The sequence below is a fragment of the Streptomyces sp. NPDC002276 genome (assembly GCF_053891435.1).
Map to the genome: position 1 here is coordinate 901399 of NZ_JBSFCQ010000001.1, position 22644 is coordinate 924042.

Annotated in this window: 20 protein-coding genes and 1 riboswitch; of the genes, 11 read left to right on the forward strand and 9 right to left on the reverse strand. The window is 70.9% G+C overall.

Annotated features, from left to right (window positions below):
- Window positions 1-2 precede the first annotated feature (2 nt).
- Genes ACWIHT_RS04165 through ACWIHT_RS04180 form a run of 4 tightly spaced genes read left to right on the forward strand, consistent with a single transcriptional unit; the run spans window position 3 to window position 4099 of the window.
- A complete protein-coding gene (locus ACWIHT_RS04165; RefSeq protein WP_456164172.1) occupies window positions 3-983 on the forward strand; it encodes an ABC transporter permease in 981 nt (326 codons plus the stop codon).
- Window positions 976-2640: a dipeptide ABC transporter ATP-binding protein gene (locus ACWIHT_RS04170; RefSeq protein ID WP_456164174.1), complete on the forward strand. Its 1665-nt coding sequence runs from the start codon at window positions 976-978 to the stop codon at window positions 2638-2640. Before ACWIHT_RS04165 ends, ACWIHT_RS04170 begins: the two co-directional genes overlap by 8 nt.
- Window positions 2637-3863: a dipeptidase gene (locus ACWIHT_RS04175; RefSeq protein WP_456164176.1), complete on the forward strand. Its 1227-nt coding sequence runs from the start codon at window positions 2637-2639 to the stop codon at window positions 3861-3863. The genes ACWIHT_RS04170 and ACWIHT_RS04175 overlap by 4 nt, the downstream gene beginning before the upstream one ends.
- Complete coding sequence (locus tag ACWIHT_RS04180) at window positions 3860-4099, forward strand: DUF6059 family protein (RefSeq protein ID WP_456164178.1); 240 nt, start codon at window positions 3860-3862, stop codon at window positions 4097-4099. Before ACWIHT_RS04175 ends, ACWIHT_RS04180 begins: the two co-directional genes overlap by 4 nt.
- A 47-nt stretch (window positions 4100-4146) precedes the next feature.
- Here the strand turns inward: ACWIHT_RS04180 and ACWIHT_RS04185 are convergent, their stop codons facing one another.
- The 7 genes from ACWIHT_RS04185 to ACWIHT_RS04215 all read right to left on the reverse strand — a co-directional run bounded on the left by ACWIHT_RS04185 (window position 4147) and on the right by ACWIHT_RS04215 (window position 12750).
- Window positions 4147-6099 carry an alpha/beta hydrolase domain-containing protein gene (locus ACWIHT_RS04185; RefSeq protein ID WP_456164180.1) on the reverse strand — a complete coding sequence of 651 codons (1953 nt, stop codon included), beginning with the start codon at window positions 6097-6099 and terminating at the stop codon, window positions 4147-4149.
- A complete protein-coding gene (locus tag ACWIHT_RS04190) occupies window positions 6096-7109 on the reverse strand; it encodes an LLM class flavin-dependent oxidoreductase (protein ID WP_456164182.1) in 1014 nt (337 codons plus the stop codon). Before ACWIHT_RS04190 ends, ACWIHT_RS04185 begins: the two co-directional genes overlap by 4 nt.
- Window positions 7106-8845 carry a dipeptide ABC transporter ATP-binding protein gene (locus tag ACWIHT_RS04195; protein ID WP_456164184.1) on the reverse strand — a complete coding sequence of 580 codons (1740 nt, stop codon included), beginning with the start codon at window positions 8843-8845 and terminating at the stop codon, window positions 7106-7108. The genes ACWIHT_RS04190 and ACWIHT_RS04195 overlap by 4 nt, the downstream gene beginning before the upstream one ends.
- Complete coding sequence (locus ACWIHT_RS04200; RefSeq protein ID WP_456164186.1) at window positions 8827-9753, reverse strand: ABC transporter permease; 927 nt, start codon at window positions 9751-9753, stop codon at window positions 8827-8829. The genes ACWIHT_RS04195 and ACWIHT_RS04200 overlap by 19 nt, the downstream gene beginning before the upstream one ends.
- Complete coding sequence (locus ACWIHT_RS04205) at window positions 9750-10709, reverse strand: ABC transporter permease (protein WP_456164188.1); 960 nt, start codon at window positions 10707-10709, stop codon at window positions 9750-9752. Before ACWIHT_RS04205 ends, ACWIHT_RS04200 begins: the two co-directional genes overlap by 4 nt.
- Window positions 10710-10712: 3 nt before the next feature.
- Window positions 10713-12332 (reverse strand): ABC transporter substrate-binding protein, encoded by a 1620-nt coding sequence (locus tag ACWIHT_RS04210; protein WP_456164190.1) that lies wholly within the window; start codon window positions 12330-12332, stop codon window positions 10713-10715.
- A gap of 247 nt (window positions 12333-12579) precedes the next feature.
- Window positions 12580-12750: a putative leader peptide gene (locus ACWIHT_RS04215; RefSeq protein WP_456164192.1), complete on the reverse strand. Its 171-nt coding sequence runs from the start codon at window positions 12748-12750 to the stop codon at window positions 12580-12582.
- A riboswitch (SAM riboswitch) is annotated at window positions 12730-12842 on the reverse strand. (Overlaps the previous gene by 21 nt.)
- Before the next feature lie 327 nt (window positions 12843-13169).
- Here ACWIHT_RS04215 and ACWIHT_RS04220 point away from each other — a divergent pair.
- From ACWIHT_RS04220 to ACWIHT_RS04250, 7 genes are all read left to right on the forward strand, one after another.
- Entirely contained in the window at window positions 13170-13739 is a 570-nt protein-coding gene (locus ACWIHT_RS04220; protein WP_456164194.1) for an AAA family ATPase, read from the forward strand.
- A gap of 345 nt (window positions 13740-14084) precedes the next feature.
- The gene (locus ACWIHT_RS04225) at window positions 14085-15113 is read left to right on the forward strand and encodes an isopenicillin N synthase family dioxygenase (protein ID WP_456164196.1); all 1029 of its coding nucleotides are present in this window, start codon (window positions 14085-14087) and stop codon (window positions 15111-15113) included.
- Entirely contained in the window at window positions 15110-16426 is a 1317-nt protein-coding gene (locus tag ACWIHT_RS04230; RefSeq protein ID WP_456164198.1) for an O-acetylhomoserine aminocarboxypropyltransferase/cysteine synthase family protein, read from the forward strand. Before ACWIHT_RS04225 ends, ACWIHT_RS04230 begins: the two co-directional genes overlap by 4 nt.
- Before the next feature lie 67 nt (window positions 16427-16493).
- Window positions 16494-17321 (forward strand): TauD/TfdA dioxygenase family protein, encoded by an 828-nt coding sequence (locus tag ACWIHT_RS04235; protein WP_456164200.1) that lies wholly within the window; start codon window positions 16494-16496, stop codon window positions 17319-17321.
- Window positions 17322-18794: an MFS transporter gene (locus ACWIHT_RS04240; protein WP_456164202.1), complete on the forward strand. Its 1473-nt coding sequence runs from the start codon at window positions 17322-17324 to the stop codon at window positions 18792-18794.
- 33 nt (window positions 18795-18827) lie between these two features.
- Window positions 18828-19616 carry an SDR family NAD(P)-dependent oxidoreductase gene (locus ACWIHT_RS04245; protein ID WP_456164204.1) on the forward strand — a complete coding sequence of 263 codons (789 nt, stop codon included), beginning with the start codon at window positions 18828-18830 and terminating at the stop codon, window positions 19614-19616.
- Between the two features lie 42 nt (window positions 19617-19658).
- Window positions 19659-20129, forward strand: coding sequence for an ester cyclase (locus tag ACWIHT_RS04250; RefSeq protein WP_456164206.1), 471 nt, complete (start codon window positions 19659-19661; stop codon window positions 20127-20129).
- Here the strand turns inward: ACWIHT_RS04250 and metX are convergent.
- Together metX and ACWIHT_RS04260 are read right to left on the reverse strand one after the other, a co-directional pair.
- Window positions 20126-21271 (reverse strand): homoserine O-acetyltransferase MetX, encoded by a 1146-nt coding sequence (gene metX, locus ACWIHT_RS04255; protein WP_456164585.1) that lies wholly within the window; start codon window positions 21269-21271, stop codon window positions 20126-20128. The genes ACWIHT_RS04250 and metX overlap by 4 nt on opposite strands.
- Entirely contained in the window at window positions 21268-22629 is a 1362-nt protein-coding gene (locus ACWIHT_RS04260) for a bifunctional o-acetylhomoserine/o-acetylserine sulfhydrylase (RefSeq protein WP_456164208.1), read from the reverse strand. Before ACWIHT_RS04260 ends, metX begins: the two co-directional genes overlap by 4 nt.
- Between the last annotated feature and the right edge of the window lie 15 nt (window positions 22630-22644).

A 22644-nucleotide genomic window follows, 5' to 3' on the forward strand; every position in this document is an offset into this window, starting at 1 on the left:
CCGTGGCCCAACTCCTCGTGCGACGGCCCACCTTGCTGCCGGACCGCATGCGCGCACGACTGCGCACCGGGGGTGCGATACAGCGCGCCATGCTCCTCACCGGCGCCGTCCTCACCGTGCTGTTCGTCCTCACCGCCCTCCTCGGACCGCTCCTCGCCCCTTACGGATTCGCCCAACTCCAGGACGGGGGACGGCTGTTCGGCTCGCAGCAACACCCCAGTGGCGCCCATCCGTTGGGCACCACCATCGCGGGGTACGACGTGTTCTCCCGCACGGTGTGGGGCGCCAGGACCGCGCTGGAGATCATCCTCGCCGCGCTGCTGCTGTCGGTGATCCCCGGCACCGTGCTCGGGCTGGCCTCCGGCTATCTCGGCGGGCGCCTCGACCGGTTGCTGGTGGGGCTGGCCGACGCGCTCTACGCGTTCCCGCCGCTGCTGCTCGCCATCGTCATGTCGATCGTGATCAGCGGCGGCCAGTCCAGCCTCGTCGGCGGCCTCGGCGCGGCGGCCTGCTCGGTTGCCGTCGCGTTCGTACCGCAGTACTTCCGTGTCGTACGGGCCGAGGTGACCCGGGTGAAGGCCGAGCCCTTCGTCGATGCGGCCCGGGTGATCGGCACCGGCACCTGGCGGATCATGTTCCGGCACGTACTGCGCAACTCGGTCCGCACCCTTCCGCTGATCTTCACCATCAACGCCTCCGAGGCCATCCTCACCCTCGCCGGACTCGGCTTCCTCGGCTTCGGCATCGAACCCAACTCGGCGTCCGAGTGGGGCTACGACCTCAACCGCTCGGTAGCGGACGTCACTTCGGGCCTGTGGTGGACCGCGATCCCGCCGGGCCTGGCCATCGTGCTCACCGTGCTCGGCACGACCCTGCTCGGCGAGAGCCTCACCGACCTCGCCGACCCGCGACTGCGACGACGCGGCGGCCCGACCGCCAAGGCGACCGCCACCGGAACGGACGGAGGCGCGGACGATGACTGACCTCCTGCGCATCGAGGATCTGCACGTCACCTTCGCCACGGACGCCGGCGCGGCCCCCGCGGTGAAGGGCGTGAGCCTGTCCGTCGCGCCAGGGGAGGTACTGGCCCTGGTCGGCGAGAGCGGCAGCGGCAAGACCGTCACCGCCAAGTCGGTGCTCGGGCTACTGCCCGCCACCGCGTCCACCCGCGGCCGGGTCCTGCTCGGCGACGGCACCGCCGACCCGGCTGAGGACGTGCTCGCCGCGTCCCCCGCCCGACTGCGCGCCCTGCGCGGCACCCACGCCGCGATGGTCTTCCAGGAGCCCTCCACCGCGCTCAACCCCGTCTTCACCATCGGCTGGCAGCTCACCGAGGGCCTGCGCGCCCACGGACAGGGCGGCAGCAAGGCCGAACGCCGGGCGCTGGCCGTCGAATGGCTCGACAAGGTCGGCATCCCCGACCCCGCCACCCGCGTGAACCACTACCCCCACCAACTCTCCGGCGGCCAGAAGCAACGCGCCGTCATCGCCATGGCCCTCGCCCTCGGCACCCGGCTCATCGTCGCCGACGAACCCACCACGGCCCTCGACGTCACCGTCCAGGCGGAGATCCTCGAACTCCTGCACCGCTGCCGCACCGACTTCGGCACCGCCGTGCTCCTCATCACCCACAACATGGGCGTCGTCGCCGACCTGGCCGACCGGGTGGCCGTGATGAGCGAGGGCGAGGTCGTCGAACGGGCCCCGGTACGCGAGTTGTTCGCGGCACCCGCCCACGCGTACACCCGCGAACTCCTGGCCGCCGTACCGGTCTTCGGGGAGCAGGAGAGGACGCCGACCTCCTCGACGTACGACGCGCAGCCCGTCGTACGGGCCGCCGGACTGGTCGTGGACTACCACGGGCGACTGGGACGGAAGGGCTTCCGCGCGGTCGACGGCGTGGACTTCGAGATCAGGCCGGGCGAGGTGCTCGGACTGGTGGGGGAGAGCGGCAGCGGCAAGACCACCATCGGCCGCGTGGTCGCCGGTCTGACACCCGCGACCGGCGGTGAACTCACCGTGTTCGGCGAGCCGTTGACCGCGAGACGGCGCACGCGCGGCCGGGCCGGTCACATCGGCTACGTCTTCCAGGACCCGGCGGCCAGTTTCAACCCGCTCCTCACCATCGCCGACAGCGTCGCCGAGCCACTGACCGTGCACCGCCGCGAACTTGGCGCCACGGCGATCCGAGCCGAGGCGGAGGCGCTGCTGAAGTCCGTTCAGCTGCCCCGCAGTTACGCCGACCGCTATCCGCACGAACTCAGCGGCGGCCAGCGTCAGCGCGCCGCCCTGGCCCGGGCACTCGCCCTGCGGCCCCCGCTGATCATCGCAGACGAGCCGACCTCGGCCCTCGACGTGTCCGTCCAGGCCAAGGTGCTCGACCTCTTCACCGAACTGCAAAGGGAGTTGGGCTTCGCGGCGCTGTTCATCAGCCATGACCTCGCGGTGGTCGAGCAGGTCGCCGACCGGGTCGTCGTACTGCATCGGGGCAGGATCGCCGCGTCCGGATCCACGGCCCAGGTATTGGGTAACCCACAGGACGACTACACGCGGCGGCTGGTCGCCTCCCTGCCCGTCGCCGACCCGGTACGGCAGGGCCGCCGCCGGCGGACCCCTGGCGAAGGAGTGGCAAGCACATGACCGACACAGTGGTGGACCTCGTCGCGGAGGTACTTCGCGACACCCCCGTCTTCGACGGCCACAACGACCTGCCCGTGGCGTTGCGCGCCCGCTCCGGCTACAGCGTCGAGGGGTTGGACGCCGGCCGCCCCGACCTCCACACCGACCTGCCCAGACTGAGATCCGGCGGGGTCGGCGCACAGTTCTGGTCGGTGTACGTCTCCTCTCAACTCCCCGAACCCGAGGCCGTGGTGGCCACGTTCGAGCAGATCGACGCCGTGTATCGGCTCGTCGCCCGCTACCCGGACACCTTGCGGATCGCCTACACCGCGGCCGATGTCGAGCGCTCGCTCGCCGACGGACGGATCGCCTCCCTGCTCGGCATCGAGGGCGGCCACAGCCTCGCCGAGTCCCCGGGCGTCCTGCGGTCGTACGCCCGGCTGGGTGTCCGCTATGTGACGCTCACCCACAACGACAACACCACCTGGGCGGACTCGGCCACCGACGAGCCCGGCGTCGGCGGACTGAACGACACCGGCCGCGCGATCGTCGCCGAACTCAACCGCACCGGTGTCCTCGTAGACCTCTCCCACGTCGCCGACTCCACCCAGCGCGCGGCGCTCGCCGCCTCGACCTCCCCGGTGTTGTTCAGTCATTCCTCCGTACGCGCCCTCAACGATCACCCGCGCAATGTCGCCGACCCGGTCCTGGAGTTGCTGAGGGACAACGGCGGAGTCATCCAGCTCACCTTCGTCCCGTACTTCATCTCGGCCGAAGTTGCCGCGTGGGCACAGGAGTTGCAGGCCGAACGCGAACGTCTGGGGCTGCCCAAGCAGTCCTGGTCCTGGCCGCGCGCACCACGGCCGGGCGAGGATCCCGCCCACGTCGCCGAGGAACTCGCGGCGGCCTTCACCGTGTCCGCCGACGACCGGCTGCGGCGCTGGACCGATGAACACCCCAGGCCCGAGGTGACGGTGGCCCAGGTCGCCGATCACGTCGAGCACGCCCGCGAGGTGGCCGGCCGTGACCACATAGGCCTCGGCGGCGACTACGACGGCGTCGACCACCAGCCCACCGGCCTCGCCGACGTCTCCGGCTACCCGGTGCTGCTGCGCGAACTCGCCGACCGCGGCTGGTCCCGGGCCGACCTGGAGGCCCTGACCGGCCGCAACGTACTGCGCGTCCTGCGCGAGGCCGAGCACCGCGCGACCGAACCGCTGTGGCCGACGGCGGCGCTGCGATGAGCCGGGCACGCCGATGGGCCGACGTGTTCGCCCGGTGGGCACCGGGGCTGCTCGCGGTCGGCTGCTGCCTGGGCGCACTGCCGGTCCCCGTGGCCGCTGCCCGTGGGGCGGAGCCGGAGCGCACACCGGAGCCGGACAGTGGACCGCCGCCCGGCCATCCGGAGTGCCTCGCCGCGCACATCCCGCCGACGGGTGTGGAGCGAGAGCTGTGGTCCGCACTGAACCTGAAGGTCTGAGAAGGGGCTTGTGTGACTTGACTGTTCGGGACTTGCCTGACGCCGAGTCAGGGCAGGTCGACGTCATGGCGGGGCGCCGACCAGTCCGCGGCGGCACTCACCGCGCGTTCCACGTCCTCGTCGGGCAGCAGCCGCCGCGCCGCGAGTTCCTCAACCGCCGCCCTGATCCGGGCGAGGTAACCGGCCGCGTCGCCGTAGCGCTTCTCGACGCTCGGACGTGGATCACCGGTGATCAGCCGCTCGTCCTCGGTGGCGGCGAACGGGAACGTGGAGCCGCTGAACTCGTGCAGCGCGCCGTGCCCTTGACCCGGTGCACGCGTGTTCCAGCCGGTGTAGGTACCGAGCGGCACGGACACCATCGGGGCGCGCACGCCCGCCGTCTCGTTGCCGTCGGCGTCGACGGCCGGGACCAGCACCGTGTAGCGGTGCGCGCGGTCGGCGACCGGCGGCACCGTCGAACGGTCCACCGCGTACAGCTCGTTGGGACCGTACGGCCGCTGCGCCGAGGGCACCGCGGGGAACTGCCGTGACCACTCCTCCGACGTCACCAGGCCGCCGTCGGCGACGGTGGGCACCGCGCTCGGAGGCGGTTCCACCCCCTCGCTCACCCATGCGTCGAGTGCGTCGAGGACGCCCCGGAACAGCGCGGACGTGGCGACGACGTTCTCGGCATGGTTACAGATGCCCTTCCCCGGGGACTGCGGTATCGGGCTCGCGACATGCTGGCTCGACGACCACAGATAACCCCGCGCATTCGGCGGAAATCCCAGGTCCCGCCCGTCAGTTGTGGTGTGGACCAGCGATCCCCGGCGCTGCCAGTACTCCGTGGCCGTCTGCGTGTGCAGCACCTTGGGGTCGCTCGCCCGCTTCATGATCGCGTCGCGGGCGCCGGTCAGATGGTCCACCGTCTCGGCGTACGCGAACGGGAAGGCGTCGGCCGCGTTGAGGTGGTCCTCGTACTGCTGGCCGCCCGGCACCGTCAGATTGGCGAACCGCCCGATGTCCAGCCGGCCCGCCCCGGAGACGTGCGGCAGCAGTCCGTCGAACACCCGGCGGCCCTCGGTGTCCTCGTTGAAACCCCGGTGGATGAAGTCGCGGATGGCACGGCCGGTCTGCGAACGACCCCAACCGTACGCGTAGTTGATCTCCCCGACCGGCTGCGCCGGGTCGTGGCGGAGATGGCCGACCAGGTCGCGCACCGCGACGAGGCCGAGACCGAGGACGAGCGGTGCCTCGGCCTCGTAGGTCAGTTCGTAGATCCAGCCCGGCCGCAGTCCACCGTCGACGTACAGGTCGCTTCGGCTCGGTACGACGGCGAAGGACTGCGACCTCAGGTCACGGCCGCCGCCCTGTAGTCGGGCGAACCGCCAGGCCGTCGTGGGCACTTCCTCCGGTGAACTGTGCGGGTAGCGCCGCCGGGTGAGCCGCGCGGTCCGCTCGCCCGCCGCGCTCACCGGAGAGGACCTCGTGCTCGTCCAGCGCGACAGCGGCAGGGAGGCGGTGGGCTCCTCGACGATGAACTCGGCTGTCGTCAGGCCCCGTACGGGTTCCGTACCGCGCGTCGCGACGGGCAGGTCGAGCAGCAGCCGTCCGTCGCCGGGCAGCAGATCGCCCTGCCAGGCGCCGAAGACGACCGTGTACCCGCGCCGCAGCAGATACCCGTTGCCCGCGTCGGCGAGGGTGCGGGGGCGGTTCGTGTGCGGGGCGTCGCAGAAGTACTGGACGGCCCGCTTGTTGCCCCGGTTGCCCCAGTCGAAGAACAGGCGTCGGCGTCCGCCGTCGACCGGCCGCAGAATTTCGACGTCCCCGCTGAAGCGCACCGCGCCGTCGCCGTCACGCGGTGCGAGGTCCAGGTCGGTGATCGAGCGGAGGGCGGGCTCCTCGGGATCCACCGTGTAGTGGGCCGTGGCGGTGAGTACTTCGTACGCCCCGCCCTCGGCGAAGCGATGACCGCCGGCGAACGGCTCCCGGGCGTGTACGTCCAGTCGTACGGAACTCATCGCGCGGCCTCCAACTGTGCGGGGCGCCAGCCCAGTTCGGGTGCGACCAGGTGGAGTACATCGTGCAGGATCTGTTCGTACTCCTCCCGCCGGAACTCGTACGGCAGTTCAAGGCGCAGCTCCGAGACCGCCGACACCACCGGATCCGCCGCCAGTTGCTCCAGGACCTGTTCCGCCGTGCCGACCACATCGGGGGCGAACAGGGTCCGCCTCGGGCCCTGCGGGCCGAGGGTGCGGGCATGACGGCTGTCCGCGTACGTGCGGTAGCGGGCGCGGGTGGCCCGGTCGGCGCTGTCGAACGGCACGACGACGCGGCCCACCGCGACCCGGGCGGTGGGCTGGACGCGCCGGTACTCGGCGAGCAGGTTCGACTGGGCGGTGGTGAAGTCGTCGGTGTGCTCGCCGGTGACGATGTTCCCGGACAGCAGGTTGAGGCCGCTCTCACCGGCCCAGCGGGCCGAGCGCAGACTCCCGCCGCCGTACCAAATACGGTCCACCAGACCGGGGTTGTGCGGTTGCAGCCGAGGCCGCTGGGTGTTGCCCGGTGACTCGATCACCGTGTCCGGGCCGCCGAGATAGTCGCCGCGCAGATTGTCGACGACCCGGGCGACCCGGCCGTAGGACAGGTCGAAGGAGCGCCAGTCGCCGTCGTACACCAGGTCGCCGAGGAGTTCGGCGTGCGGCATGCCGGTGCTGAAGCCGACCTGGAGCCGACCCCGGGACAGGACGTCGGCCAGTGCCAGGTCCTCGGCGAGCCGGAACGGGCTCTCGTAGCCGATCGGGATGACCGCTGTCCCCAACTCGACGCGCCGCGTGCGCTGTCCGGCCGCCGCGAGGAACACCGCGGCCGAACCGACGCCGTGTTCGAGGTGCCGCTGCCGGATCCAGGCGCCGTCGTACCCCAACCGCTCGCCGTACTCGAAGAGTTGGAGGGTCTCCTCCAGGCCGGTGTACGGGTCGTCGTCGGCGAAGTTGCCCGGAGTGAGAAAGGCGAGGGAGGTGATGGTCATGCGCTTCGCGTCCTCAGATCATGGTCGGCCCGTCGGCCGGGAATCGCCGCGAGCAACTCGCGCGTGTACTCGTGGCGGGGATGTGTGAACAGGTCGTCGGGTGCGCCCGTCTCGACGATGCGGCCCGCCCGCATGACCGCGACCTCGTGTGCGATCTGCCGTACGACGGCCAGGTCGTGCGAGATGAACAGGTACGCCACCCCGGTGTCGGCCTGCAACTCGGCGAGCAGGTCGAGGACTTGGGCCTGCACGGAGACGTCGAGCGCCGACACCGGCTCGTCGCACACCACCAGGTCGGGGGAGAGGGCCAGGGCCCGCGCGATCGCGACGCGCTGCCGCTGCCCGCCGGAGAGTTCCGCCGGGCGGCGATCCAGGGTGGTGGCGGGCAGGGCGACCCGGTCGAGGAGTTCCCGGGCCCTGTCCAGGCGTGACGTGCGGTCGCCCACCTTGAAGGCGCGCAGCGGTTCGGTGATCACTTCGCCGATGGAGAAGCGGGGATCGAGTGAGGCGTACGGGTTCTGGTAGACGAGCTGGGCGCGGCTGCGCAGTTGCCTGGCCTGCGTCCCCCGGGCGGTGGTCACGTCGGTGCCGTCGAACAGGATGTGTCCGGCGCTCGCGTCGGTGAGGCGGAGCACCAGGCGGGCGGTGGTGGACTTGCCCGAGCCGGATTCACCCACCAGGGCGAGGGTTCGGCCGCGGTGGAGGGTGAGGCTGACGTCGTCGACCGCGCGCAGGGTCGTCGGGGACTCGCCGTTCGCGCGGGGGAGCCTGAACTCCTTGACCGCGTTGCGGAGTTCGACCAGTGGGGCGGTGTCGGGTGCCGGAGGTGCGGTGACCTCGGTGCGGGGGACGGCGGTCGTCAGGCTCGGCGCGCTGGCCAACAGGCGTCGTGTGTACTCGTGTTGGGGGTCGTCCAGGACCTCACGCGTCGCCCCGGCCTCGACCACCCGCCCCTGGGACATGACGACGAGGCGCTGTGCCCGGTCGGCGGCCACGCCGAGATCGTGGGTCACCAGCAGGATGGCGGTGCCCAACTCCTCGGTGAGGCCCTGGAGATGGTCGAGGATGACGCGTTGCACGGTCACGTCGAGCGCGCTGGTCGGCTCGTCGGCGACGATCAGCCTCGGCTGAGCCGCGATCGCGATGGCGATCAGGGCGCGCTGCCGCATGCCGCCGGAGAGTTCGTGCGGGTACTGCCGGGCACGGGTGGCCGCGTCGGGCAGTCCGGCCCGGTGCAGGATGTCGATCGCCTCCGTCGGCGCGGAGCGGCGGGTCGCGAGACCGTGGATGCGCAAGACCTCGGCGACCTGCTCACCGATGCGTTTGACCGGGTTGAGGGACACCGACGGGTCCTGGGGCACCAGGCCGATCTGTGCGCCGCGCACGGTGCGCAACTCCGCCTCGCTCAGCGTGGTGAGGTCGCGCCGGCCGAAGCGGATCGTGCCCGCGTCGATCGTGGCGTTCGGCGCGAGCAGGCGGGTGATCGCGTGCGCGGTGGTGCTCTTGCCGGACCCGGACTCGCCCACCACCGCGGTCACTTCGCCCGGGCGTACGACGAGATCGACGTCCCGTACGGCGGGCACGGTGCCGCCGCGGGTGCGGTAGGACACGGACAGACCGCGTATCTCCAGCGCGAAGTCCTCGCCGGAGTCCGGGGCGGTGCTCGGTGTCGTGCTCAAGTCCTCATCCGTTCCAGGTGTGTTCGGCGGGCGCTCGCTCATGACTGCCGGGACCATTCGCCGTCCAGCGCGCGGGCGATGCGGTTGGTGGCCAGCACGGTCGCCGCGATCGCGAGCCCGGGCAGCGCCGTCAACCACCAGGCGTTGGCGAGGTAGTTGCGGCCGTCGGAGATCAACGTGCCCCATTCCGGGGCCGGTGGCGGGGCGCCGTAGCCGAGGAAGCTGAGGGCCGACACGGCGAGGATCGAGGAGCCGAAGTCGAGGGTGGCCAGGACGATCACCGGGCCCGCCGCGTTGGGCAGCACATGTCGGCCCAGCACCGAGTACCAGCGGGCCCCGCACGACCGCGAGGCCTCGACGAAGACCGCCTGCCGTACCCGTAGAACCTCTGCCCGTGTCACCCGCGCGAAGCTCGCCACGCTGGCGATACCGACCGCGACCGCCACCTTCACCGTGCCGTAGCCGAGCGCGGTGACCAGGGCCAGGGAGAGGAACAGCGCCGGGATGGAGAGGAGTACGTCGACGAAGCGCATCAGCACGTCGTCGATCCAGCGGCCGACGAACCCGGCGACCAGGCCGATCAGGCTGCCGACCACGAAGGCGACCGCGACCGCGATGAGGGTTGCCTTGAGGGAGAGTTGGGCGCCGTGGACGACCCGGGAGAACACATCGCGGCCGAGTTCGTCCGTGCCGAACCAGTGGGCGCCGCTCGGGCCCCGGAAGTTCTGCGACGGTACGCCCGTCAGCGGATCCCGGGAGGTGAACAGGCCGGGCCAGAACGAGGCCAGCACCACCAGGACGAGGACGACGACCGACAACAGCAGTCCGGGACGGCGTACCACGAATCGCAAGACCCGTCGCGCGTCGACGCGGCGTCCCGGGCCTGGACCGGACCCCGGCTCGACCGGTCGCGCGAGGCCGAGTGCGGCAGCGGCGGCGGTGTCGTCGACAAGACTCTGACTCATGCGGCAACCGCCTTCCGGCCCGAGGCCACCACGATCCGCGGATCGAGCAGCGGATAGACGAGGTCGACGAGCAGGTTCGTCATGACGAAGATCAGCGCGCCGAACACCACCACGCCCTGCACGAGCGGGATGTCCTGGGCCGTGACCGCGGCGGCCGTCACCCGGCCGAGTCCGTCACGCGAGAACACTGTCTCGACCACCACCGAACCGGCGATCAACTGCCCGACCAGCAGGCCGACCACGGTCAACGCGGGCAGGGACGCGTTGCGCAGGGCGTGCCGCAGATGGACGCGCCACCGCCCGGCGCCCTTGGCCCGGGCGGTCTCCACATAGGCCTGGTCCAGCGCGGTGAGCAGGCTCTTGGCCAGCACCTGTGCCACCTGCGCGCCGGTCGGGATCGCCAGCGTCAGCGCCGGCAGGATCAGCCCGCGCAGCCCGTCGTTGCCGAACGCGGGGAACCAGTGCAGGCGGAAGGAGAACGACTCGACGAGCAGCAGTCCCACCCAGAACGTCGGGACCGACACCCCCAACGGCGGCAGGGACAGCAGCAGTTGACGCAGCCACCGACGCGAGGTGTAGGTCGCCACGACCGCCAGTCCACCGCCGAGCAGCACGGCGAGGAGCAGTGCGGCACCGGTCAGCTGGAGTGTCCCCGGCAGGGCGTCGGCCAGCGTCGAGGACACCGGCCGACCCGTGGACACCGAGTTACCGAAGTCCCCGCGCACCGCCCGGCCGAGGTAGTCGGCGTACTGCACCAGAATCGGCTTGTCGAAGCCGTACTCGTGGCGCAGCGCGGCGAGTTGGGCCGGGTCGACCGTCCCGGAGTCCATTCCGGCACTGGCCATCGCCGTGACCGGATCGCCCGGCAGGAAGTCGAGGACCAGGAAGGACACCGTGTAGGCGGCCCACAGCACCCCGACCGCCTGGGCGAGCCGCTTGATCGCGTAGCGGCGCATGCGTCAGCCGATCCAGGTGTCGTGCAGCTGGATCCGGCTGGAGGCGTCGAAGTTCAGGCCGTGCACCTTCTTCGCCACGCCGATCTGGGTCTGGAGCTCCACCACCGGTACGTAGTAGGCGTTCCGCACGAGCAACTCCTGTGCCTGCTTGACCAGTTCGGCGCGCTTCGCGGTGTCCGTGGTCGCCGCCTGCCCGGTCAGGGTGGTATCCAGCGGGGTCGCGGGCAGACGGTAGAAGTTGGCCAGCTTGGTGGAGAAGGAGCTGCGCAGGATGTCCGGGTCGGCGCGGGTCACATTGCTCCACGCCGCGTCGAAGTCACCCGACTGAAGCGTCGGGGCGAGCTGGGTGACCTGGAGCTGCTTGAGCGTCAGACCGACGCCGACGGCCTTCAGTTGCTGCTGGACCAGCTCCAACGCGGGCTGGTTCGTAGCCGAGTTGGGGATCCAGTCGACGGTCAGGCTCAGCTTCGTGCCGTCCTTCGTCCGGATGCCGTCGCTGCCGACCTTCCAACCGGCCGCGTCCAGCAGGGACTTCGCCTTGGCCGCGTCGGTCGTCAGGTCCGAGGACAGGTCGGCGTAGTCGGGTGTGGTGTGCGCCAGGACGCTGGTCGCCGACTGGGTCCCGGTCGGGAACACCGTGTCGGCGATCTGCTTGCGGTCGATGGCGAACCCGATGGCCTGACGCACCCGCGCGTCCTTCAGAACCGGCCGCGAGTTGTTGAGGGCCAGGCCGAACACCACCCCAGGATTGGCCCGCCGCTGAAGAGTGACCTGGCCGCCCTGGAGAGCCGCCTCATTGGCCTTGCCGACGCTGCTGATCGCGTCCACCTGTCCCGACTGGAGACTCCCGGCCCGAACTCCCGCCTCGGGTACGACCTTGAAGACCACCTTGTCGAGATAGGCCTCGCCGCTCTTGTGCCACAGCGAGGAACCCCAGGCGTACCCGGTGCGCCTGGCGAGCGTGATCGACTGGTTCTGCACGTACTGCTTCAGCACGAAGGGCCCGGAGCCGACCACACCCTGGCTGCACTTCTCCTGCGGGCTCTTCTTCGCGCTCGCCGACGACTCGATGCCCAGCGAGTGCGTCGAAGTGGCTTGCAGGAACTGGGCGTTGGGCTGCTGGAAGGACACCTTGACGGTGAGCGGGTCGACCGCGGTGGTGCTCTTGACGCCGCTGAGATAGCCCTCGGCGAGGGTCCCCAGCGCACCGAGCTTCGGCACCGCGTCGAAGTTGTCCTTGACCACCTGCGCGGTCAGCTTGGACCCGTCGCTGAAGGTGACACCCGATCTGAGATGGAAGGTGAACGTCGTCGCGTCGGAGCTGATGTCCCAGCTCTTCGCGAGCCACGGCACGATCTTGCCGGTCGTGGGGTCCTGGTCGGTGAGCGAGTCCACGATCTGCCGTACCGAGTAGATGGTGTCGTTGCTGGCCACCTGCTGCGGGTCCACGCAGCCCGCGTCGGAGCCCACCGCGAAGGTCAGGCTGCCACCGGATTTGGCCTGTCCGCCCCCGGCGTCGGAGCCACCGCCGCCCGATCCGCAGGCGGTCAGCAGGAAACTCGTGGTCAGAAGGGCGGCCGTAGCCGCGCGTCGAGTGGTTCGGGAGACCGGATGTGCTGTCACGGAGAGGTGCTCCTACTCGTGTCACCGCGTGCTCACGGACCTGTGCGGACCGTGGCTGGACGCGGGAGGTGTCGACCCCGGCGGGGGTGGGACGCCTGAGGCGTGGAAAGCGCGTCGACGGGCGCGGGGCGCACCCGCGCATACGTCGACTCGTGGGAGAAGGGGGGAAGTGGCCCGTGCGAGACGGGCGACCACAGATGTCGGCTTCGCGGGCCGGACAGATGTCAGCCTGGAAGGTCGGACCCGGTCAGCTGTGACACAGACAGCTGGCGGAGCGCCGCAGGTCGATGTGGCGTCGGCGCGAGAGCCGGGAGAAAACCACGGCGTCGTGGCAGGAGGCACTCAGGTCGTAGCTGTTGGGCACGCCGTCCTCCATGTCCGGGACCCCGGTCGTGGGGCCGCGCGCTTGCAGGGTCATCACTGTCCCTGCCGGGCTTTCACCTGGAGCACCCCACCGCGTCGGAGGGTTGCCGGTCAGCCAGCCAGGGCTTGATGCTGACACTCAATGCCGCTGTAGATCGTATGGAGTCGTGTCGCTTTGCGTCAATGCCGGGGCAGAGGTCCGGCATCGGCTACGCTCCTCCACCGGCTCGGAATCGCCCGACTGTGGATCGCACTCCGCCCGGTCGACCGGATTCCGTGGCTGTCTCCTCGGTGTGGTCTCCGCCCGCCCTTCCTCGGCCCCGAGGCGTTCGGCGCCCCGCACGACGGCCTTCACCACCGCGGCCCGTGGCCCGGATCTCGTCACACCCCTCCCCGAACTCCCCCCTGCCGTCCGTCAGTTCCGCCGTGCCGTTCGCGGTCGGCACCCACATGTCGACGACCCAAGGACCCACCATGAAGCGATACATCCTCACCGGCGCACCCGGCGCCGGGAAGACCACGATCCTCCGCCGGCTGAAGGCGGACGGGTTCGACGTCGTCGACGAGGCCGCGACCGCGGTCATCGCGCGGGGGCAGACAGAGGGGGACGCCGAGCCCTGGACCCGGCAGGACTTCGTCGAGAAGGTGGCCGCCCTACAGCGCCGACGGCAGCTGGCATCCGCGACACACGACGTGACCCGGCAGATCTACGACAGGTCCCCGGTGTGCACGCACGCCCTCAGCACGTACTTGGGCCGCCCCGCTCCGGCGGCGCTCCTCGCCGAGATCGACCGGACCACCCGCGACCGGATCTACGAACGGCAGGTCTTCTTCGTCCGCAACATCGGATTCTGCGAACCCACCGACGCGCGCCGGATCAGCTTCCAGGAGTCGCTGGTGTTCGAGCGGATCCACGAGGAGAGCTATCGGCGGTTCGGCTACGACCTCGTGGAGGTCCCGGCCGGTGACGTGCCCGGCCGCGTCGCGCTGATCGCCGACACCATCGCCCGACTCACCGACGAGGCGCGTGACCGCGGGGTCTGAGCGGCGGCTCCGGGAGAGGCCGGCCGCCACGTCGGCCGGCCTCCGTGGTCGTCTCACCGCTCGGGACGCGTGGTGGACGCACCTTCCCGGGTGTGCTTTGATCCGGCCATGGAGACCACTGGCCAGGCACACACGGTGCTGCTCGACCCCTTCTGGGTGAGCCGCCGCGCCGACCAGTTCGACCAGATCTGTCGTTGACCTTCGTGTAACGACCGCGATCTCGCCCCTTCCGCACCCCGCCCGTCTCGGCGCGACACTCCGCTCTCTCGTCAACCGACCGTTCCCAAACGGCCGTTGACACGCGCACCGCCGTGTCCGGGTCTGCTGCCGCCACGAAGGAATCCCATGGCACAGCCCACCGCCCTCCCCGTCATCGATATCTCCCGCTTCCGGGATCCCGGCACCGACCACGATGCCTTCCTGGCCGAACTCCGGGCCGCGGCCCACGAAGTGGGATTCTTCTACGTCACCGGACACGGAGTTCCCGTATCCGTCCGGAACGAGATCCTGCACTCGGCCCGCTCCTTCTTCGCGCTGCCGGACGAACGACGGCTGGAGATCGAGAACGTCAACTCGCCCCAGTTCCGCGGCTACACGCGCACCGGCACCGAGTACACCGCGGGCAGCGCCGACTGGCGCGAACAGATCGACATCGGCCCGGAACGCGCTGCGATCCCCACCGGACCAGGCGATCCCGACTACCTCCGGCTCGTCGGCCCCAACCAATGGCCGTCCGCACTCCCGGAGTTGCGGGACATCGTGCTGCGCTGGCAGGCCGAGGCGCTACGCGTGAGCCGCGAGGTCCTGCGCGCCCTCGCCGCAGCGCTCGGCCAGGACGAGGGCTACTTCGACGAGTGGTTCGATCATGAGGCGGCCGTACACGTGAAGATCGTGCACTACCCGCCGCGCACCGCCGAGACCGCCGACCAGGGAGTCGGCGCGCACAAGGACTACGGATATCTCGCCCTGTTGCAGCAGGACGAGGTCGGCGGACTCCAGGTGCAGGGTGAGGACGGTGAGTGGATCGACGCGGTACCGGTGCCCGGAGCCTTCGTGTTCAACATCGGCGAGATGCTGGAGATCGCCACCCAGGGCTATCTGAAGGCCACTCGGCACCGGGTCGTCAGCCCGCGAGCGGGCGTCCACCGCTACTCCATCCCCTTCTTCCTCGGCCCACGCCTCGACGCCGTGGTGAGGCCGCTCCAACTGCCTCCAGAACTAGCCGTGTTGAGCCGAGGTGTCACCGACGACCCCGACAACCCGCTGCTCGCCGCCTTCGGAGAGAACGCCGTGGTCGGCTGGCTCCGCTCGCACCCGAGGGTCGCCGAACGCTGGTGGCACGACGTCCTCGCGAAGCGGGAGAGCGCGCGATGAGCAGCCAACGACCCTATGACAGCTGGGAGTTCGAGACCCGGCAGGTGCACACCGGAGCCGTCCCGGACCCCACCACCGGCGCCCGAGCCGTACCGATCCACCAGACCACCAGCTACGTCTACCGCGACACCGCGCACGCCGCCGCGGCCTTCGCGCTGTCCGACCTCACCACCCACGCCTACACACGGCTGTCGAACCCGACCACCGCCGTGGCCGAAGAACGCGTCGCCGCCCTGGAGGGCGGCTCGGCGGCCGTCGCGGTGGCCAGCGGGCAGGCCGCCACCGCCCTCGCCCTGCTGAACCTGGCCCGCGCCGGAGACCACATCGTCGCCTCGTCCTCGCTCTACGGCGGCACCCGCACCCTGCTGGAGCACACCTTCGCCGACTTCGGCATCGCGGTCACCTTCGTCGACGACCCGGACGACCTGGGCGCCTGGTACGCGGCCGTACGCCCCGCCACCAAGGCGTTCTTCGGCGAGACCCTCGGCAACCCGCGCGGCAACGTCCTCGACATCGAGGCGGTCGCCCGCATCGCCCACGAGGTCGGTGTCCCGCTCGTCGTGGACAACACCGCGCTCACGCCCTACCTACTGCGGCCGTTCGAGCACGGCGCCGACATCGTCGTGCACTCCACCACCAAGTTCCTGTCCGGACACGGGACCGGGATCGGCGGCGCCGTGGTGGACAGCGGGCGCTTCGACTTCGGCGCGGACCCCGACCGCTGGCCCGGCCTCACCCACCCCGATCCCACGTACAACGGGCTGTCCTTCTGGGACTCCTTCGCCGACCAGGGCCTCGCCTACGCGCTGCGCCTGCGCACCCGACTGGTCCGGGATCTGGGACCGGCCGTCTCACCCTTCAACAGCTTTCTGCTCCTCCAGGGCCTGGAGACGCTCAGCCTGCGCATCGAGCGGCACGTCGAGAACGCCCAGGCGCTCGCCTCCTGGCTGGAGGTGCAACCGCAGGTCTCCCGCGTCCACTACGCGGGCCTGGCGTCCAGTCCCTGGGTGACGCAGGCCAAGCGGTATCTGCCGCGTGGCGCCGGAGCGGTCCTCGCCTTCGAGCTCGCGGACGGACTGGACGCGGGACGGCGATTCGTCGAAGGCGTACGGCTGTTCAGCCATCTCGCGAACATCGGCGACGTACGCAGCCTCGTCATCCACCCCGCCTCCACCACCCACTCGCAACTCGACCCCGACCAGCGGACCGCGGCCGGTGTCACTCCCGGCCTGGTCCGGCTCTCCGTGGGCCTCGAAGGCGTCGCCGACCTTGTCGCCGACCTCGAAACCGGCCTGCGGGCAGCCGCCGTATGAGAACCGGACGCAGAGCGGCCGGCGTATGAGAACCGACCGAACGATCACCCGAGGAGAACGATTCGCCATGCCCAGCAGCACCGCCGCCCGTCTCGACATCCTCCGGGCAGGACCCCGCTTCGGCGCCGAGATCGCCGGCGTCGACCTGACCGCGCCCGTCGACGAGAGCACCGCCGAGGAACTGCGCCGGGCCTTCCGGGAACACAAGGTGCTCGTGTTCCGGGGCCAGCATCTGACGCCCGATCAGCAGGTGGCCGCCGTAAGCGTGTTCGCGCGGCCCTTCGACCATCCGACCGCCGCGAAGCACCCGGAGAACCCACTGGTCTACCCGTACAACGTCAAGCAGACCGGCAAGGCCAGCACTTGGCACATCGGCGGGCTGTGGCGCGAGCCCGTCTTCGCGATCGAGTCGCTGACCTACGAGGTGGTGCCGGAGGTGGGTGGCCACACCCTGTGGGCGGATCTCCAGGCCGCGTACGACGACCTGTCGGAGCCGTTCAAGGTGCTGCTGGAATCGGTCGGCGCGCTCTACGACGGCAACGCGGAGAACTACGCGCAGGGCAGCAGGAAGAACGCTCCCGGCGAACCCGTCGAGCACCCGGTCGTCCTCACCCACCCCACCACCGGCCGCAAGGGCCTCTTCATCAGCAGCTCGGCCAAGCAGCTCACCGGCGTCACCCCGGCCGAGAGCAAGGTGCTGCTGGAACACCTCCTCCGGCACGCCTCCTCGCCGAACTACACGATCCGCTTCGGCTGGAAGCCCGGCGACTTCGTCCTCTGGGACAACCGGGCGACCTGGCACTACGCCGTCGACGACTACGGCGACGGAGAGCGCGTCTATCGCAAGGTCCTCGGTGTGGAGCCGGACGCGGGTGTCACGGAGCGGCACGCCTGAATGCTCCCGGGAGAAGACCGCGCCGCCCGCCGCGTACTGCTGGTGTGTCTGGCGGCGGGCGCAACCACCCTGCTGGACCAGGCAGTTCTGAACATCGCCGTCCCGAGCATGCGGCACTCGCTCGGGGCAGGCCCGGCGGACGTCCAGTGGGTCGTGGCCGGCTACTCGCTGGCCTTCGGACTGCTCCTCGTACCCGGGGGCAGCCTCGGCGATCTGCACGGCCGCAAGCGGTTCTTCCTCGCCGGCATGGCCGTCTTTCTCCTGGCCGGGGTGGCCGCCGCGACCGGCGGCGGGCCGGGGACCGTGATCGGTGCCCGGCTGGTGCAGGGAGCCGCGGCGGGGCTGGTCAACTCCCAGGTGATCGGCACCATTCAGGACGTCTTCCACGGGCTCGACCGGGGCCGGGCGCTCGGACTGTACGCGGTGACGGCCGGTGTGGCCGCCGCACTCGGTCCGCCGCTCGGCGGTGCCCTCGTCGCCGTACTGGGCCCCGGGTCCGGTTGGCGCTACTGCCTCCTGCTGAGCGCACCGTGCGCGGTGGTCACCCTGGCCCTCGCGGCCCGCTGGCTGCCACCGCCCCGGCGCACCGCCCGCGACTCCCGGCTGGACATCATCGGCCTCGGCCTGGCCTGCGCCTGCACGCTGACGCTGATGGTGCCGTTCATCCGCACCCCGGACAGCGCGGGCGCGGCACTCCTGTGGGCGGTCGGGGTGTGCGCCCTGGCCTGCGCGTTCGCCGTGCAGCAGCGGATACGGGTACGGAGGGGCCGGGTGCCGTTGGTCCATCCGGCGCTGGCGTCGTCCAGGCCGTACACACTGGGCACGGCCGTCGCCATGGCCCAGTTCGGTTCCTCGATCGCCGCGTCCCTCGTGCTGACCGTCTTCCTTCAGGACGGGCTCGGGCTGTCGGCCCTGCTGACGGCGGTGATCTCGCTCCCCTCGGCGATCGCGATGGGTGTCTCCTCGGCGCTCGCCTGGCGGCTGGTGCGCCGGATCGGGCTGCGCACGGTGAGCGTCGGTCTGACGCTGGGGGTGTGCGCCGCCCTGGCCGGAGCGGTGGCCGCGCTCCTCGTGCCGTCCGCCGCACTGCCGATCGTCCTCGCCGCGACACAACTGCTGTCCGGCGCGGCAGGCGGCCTCGCCGTCTCGCCCAACCAGACACAGGTCCTGCAACACGCCCTGGCGGAGGCCGCCGGAGTGGGCGGCGGCATTCTCCAGATGGCCCAGCGCATCGCGGCGGCCGTCTGCCTCAGCGCCGTATCGGCGGTCTATCTGCGTTCCGCGTCCGGCCCGGGTCCCGGCGGCGGCCCGCGCACCGCGTACGCCTTGGCCTCCTGCGTCTGTGCCGCCCTGCTCGTCGCCGCGCTGGTGCCGGCGCGGCTGCGCCGGGCCGCCGTCTCACCCCGTACGACGCGACCCGGGCTGCTGACCGTGAGGAACCCCCGGGACGACCGCAGCCCGCAGGAGCGGTAACGCCAACCCACCCGCAGCACAAAGGAGTTGACGATGACGTCGCAAGCCGCGCCCGCCGCGCCCGTCACGCTGGTGACCGGAGCCGCGTCCGGGATCGGGGAGGCCACCGTGCGTCTCTTCGCCGAACGCGGTCACCGGGTGGTCGCCGTGGACGTACAGGAGGAGGGACTCGCGAAGCTCGGCGCCCTGGATGGTGTGGTCACCCTCGTCGGTGACGTCTCCGAGGAGTCCACCAACTCCACAGCTGTGGAGCTGGCGTTGGAGCGTTTCGGGCGGCTCGACGCGGCCGTGCTCAACGCGGGCATCGGCGGGGCAGGGCCACTGGAGTCGCCCGGCGCGATCGAGCGGTTCGACCGGCTGTTCGCCGTCAACGTGCGCTCCGTCGCCCTCGGCATCCGGGCCGCCGCGCCCGCGTTGCGCGCCTCGGGCGGCGGCTCGATCGTGGCGACCTCGTCCGTCTCCGGACTGCGCGGCGACCCCGGCACCTGGGGCTACAACGCCACCAAGGCCGCCGTCATCAACCTTGTGCGCGCCACCGCCATCGACTACGCGGCCCAGAACATCCGGGTCAACGCCATCGCCCCCGGCGGCACGGCCACCGCGCTGACCGCCGGCCAGATCGCGGCCCCGGACGTCTCCGCCGCCATCACCGGCCGTATCCCGGCCCACCGCTGGTCCGAGCCCCGGGAGCAGGCCGAGGTCATCTGGTTCCTGACCTCGCCGGCCGCCTCGTACGTGACCGGGGTGACCGTCCCGGTCGACGGCGGACTCAGCGCCAACGGGGGGATCCTGCCTCCGCCGCCCGGACCCGCGGCCAACTGACCCACCGATCCCGCCGATTCGCCCGAAGAGAGCAGGCACAGAGTGAGCGGCACCCACAACAACCACGACTTCGGGAGCGCGCCCGAACACAACAAGGCCGTCGCCCGGCGGTACTTCGAGGAGTTCGTCGACGGACGCGACCTGAACACCTTGGAGGAGACCGTTGCCGAGGACGCCGCCGACGAGACCCGGGTCGGTGTCGGCGGCAGCGGTACCCGCGAGGACTTCCGCCAACACGCCGAGTGGCTGTGGGAGAACGTCAAGGACGTCCGCGTCTCCGTCTCCGACCTGCTCGCCGAGGGCGACCGGGTGATCGTGTTCTGGAAGATGGAGGGTCTGCACACCGGCACCGTCTTCGGGGTGCCCGCCACCGGCAGGCCCTTCACCGGACACAGCATCAGCTGGCTGACCCTCCGCGAGGGCCGGATCGTCCGCTACAACGTGCTGCCGGACCGCCTCGGCATCATCCAGCAACTCACGGACGAACACTTCCCGCAGGATCCGGGCCGCTAGCCGACGAGTTCGCGGACCAGCGCCGCGACCTGTTCCGTCTCGATCAGGAATCCGTCGTGCCCGTAGGGCGACTCGATGACACGGAGTCGATCCGCGTCGGGGATGCCGGTCGCCAACTCCGCCTGCTGGGACGGGGGATAGAGCCGGTCGGAGTCGACTCCGGCGACGAGTGTCCGCGCGGTCACCCGGCGCAGAGCCGTGAGCGTGCCACCGCGGTCGCGGCCGATGTCGTGGCTGTTCATGGCCTCGGAGAGGGTGACGTAGCTGCCCGCGTCGAACCGCCGTACCAACTTGGCCGCGTGGTGGTCGAGATACGACTCGACCTGGTACCGGCCGCCGTTCCACGGATCCTCCGCGCCCTGCGGCGCACGGCCGAAGCGGGCCGCCAACTCCGGCTCGCTGCGGTAGGTGACATGGGCGAGGCGGCGGGCGAGGCCGAGTCCGGAATGGGGACCCCGGCCCGTGTCGTGGTAGTCGCCGTTCTGCCAGTGCGGGTCCGAACGGATGGCGTGGAGTTGGATGTTGGTCCACGCGATCTGCTCGGCGCTCGCCGAGGCGGTGGTGGCGAGCAGCAGAAGCGCGTCCGTTCGCTCCGGATACGTCACGGCCCACTCCAGCGCGCGCATCCCGCCCATGGAGCCGCCGATCACCAACGCCCAGCGTTCGATGCCGAGTTCGTCGGCGAGACCGGCTTCTACGGCGACCTGGTCGCGCTGTGTCAGGAACGGGAAGGCCCTGCCCCAACGCCGTCCGTCCGGGCGGAGCGAGGACGGACCCGTGCTGCCCTGGCAGCCGCCGAGCACGTTCGGCGCGACGACGAACCAGCGGTCCGTGTCCAGGGCCCGGCCCGGTCCGATCAGCGCGTCCCACCAGCCGGGGGTGGGGTGACCGGGCCCGGCCGGTCCGGCGACATGGCTGTCGCCGGTGAGCGCGTGAAGTACGAGTACGGCGTTCGAGCGGTCCGGCGCGAGTCGTCCCCAGGTCTCGAACACCAGCCGCACGCCCGGCAGTTCACCGCCCGCCTCCAGGGCGAGGGGCTTCTCCCGGGTGTGCCACTGACGGCGCCCGGGCGGGTCCCCCTCCCGCCAGGCCCCGGAGGCTGGCGGAAGGGGGACCGCTGACGGAGTCGGTACGGTGTTCAGGACGCGCCCTTGGCCGCGCGGAACCCGGCCTCCAGGTCGGCCTTCAGATCGGCGAGGTTCTCGATGCCGACGGACAGCCGCACCAGACCCGGCGAGGTACCCGTCGCCGCCAACTGCGCCTCGTCCAGCTGACTGTGGGTCGTCGACGCGGGGTGGATGATCAGGCTGCGTACGTCCCCGATGTTGGCGAGATGACTGAACAGCTCGACCGCGTCCACGAAACGCTTTCCGGCCTCGACCCCGTCCCGCAGTTCGAAGGCCAGCACCGCACCGGCACCGCGCGGAAGGTAGCGCTGCCCCGCCTCGTACCACCTGTTGGACTCAAGTCCCGGGTAGTGGACGGCGGCCACCTCGTCGCGCTGCTCCAGCCACTCCGCGAGCGCCTGGGCGTTGGACGAGTGACGTTCGATGCGCAGGCTCAGTGTCTCCACGCCCTGGAGGAGCAGGAACGCGGAGTGCGGCGAGATCGCCGGGCCGAGGTCGCGCAGCAGCTGCACACGCAGCTTGATGGCGAAGGCGCCCGGGCCCAGAGCAGGCCAGTACCGCAGACCGTGGTAACTGGGATCGGGCTCGCTGAAGTCGGGGAAGCGCTCGGCGTGCGCGCCGAAGTCGAAGGTGCCGCCGTCGACCACGACACCGCCGATGGTGGTGCCGTGCCCGCCGAGGAACTTCGTCGCCGAGTGGACGACGATGTCGGCGCCGTGCTCGATCGGCCGCAGCAGATACGGCGTCGGCACCGTGTTGTCGACGATCAGCGGGACGCCCGCCTCGTGCGCGACGTCCGCCACGCCTCGTACGTCGAGGACGTTGCCGCGCGGGTTGCCGAGCGTCTCGGCGAACAACGCCTTCGTGTTCGGCCGGACGGCTGCCCGCCAGGCGTCCAGGTCGTCCGGGTCGTCGACGAAGGACACCTCGATGCCGAACTTCGGCAGCGTGTGCCGGAACAGGTTGTACGTGCCGCCGTACAGGGACGTGCTGGATACCAGGTGGTCGCCCGCGGACGCCAGCGTCAGGATCGCGAGGGTCTCCGCGGCCTGCCCGGAGGCGAGGGCCACCGCGGCGACTCCGCCCTCCAGGGCGGCCACGCGCTGCTCGAAGACGTCCTGGGTGGGGTTGTGGATGCGGGTGTAGATGTTGCCGGGCTCGGCCAGCGCGAACAGGTCGGCCGCGTGCTGGGTGTCACGGAAGACGAACGAGCTGGTCTGGTAGATCGGCGTCGCCCGCGCCCCGGTCGTCGGGTCCGGTACGGCACCGGCGTGGATCTGCTTGGTCTCGAACGACCAGGCCGAGGTGTCCGGACCTGCGGGCTCGTCCTCGGGTGTGTGACCCCCGGTGACGGAGTCGATGGGCTGGCTCATGGTTCTCCCTTGTGC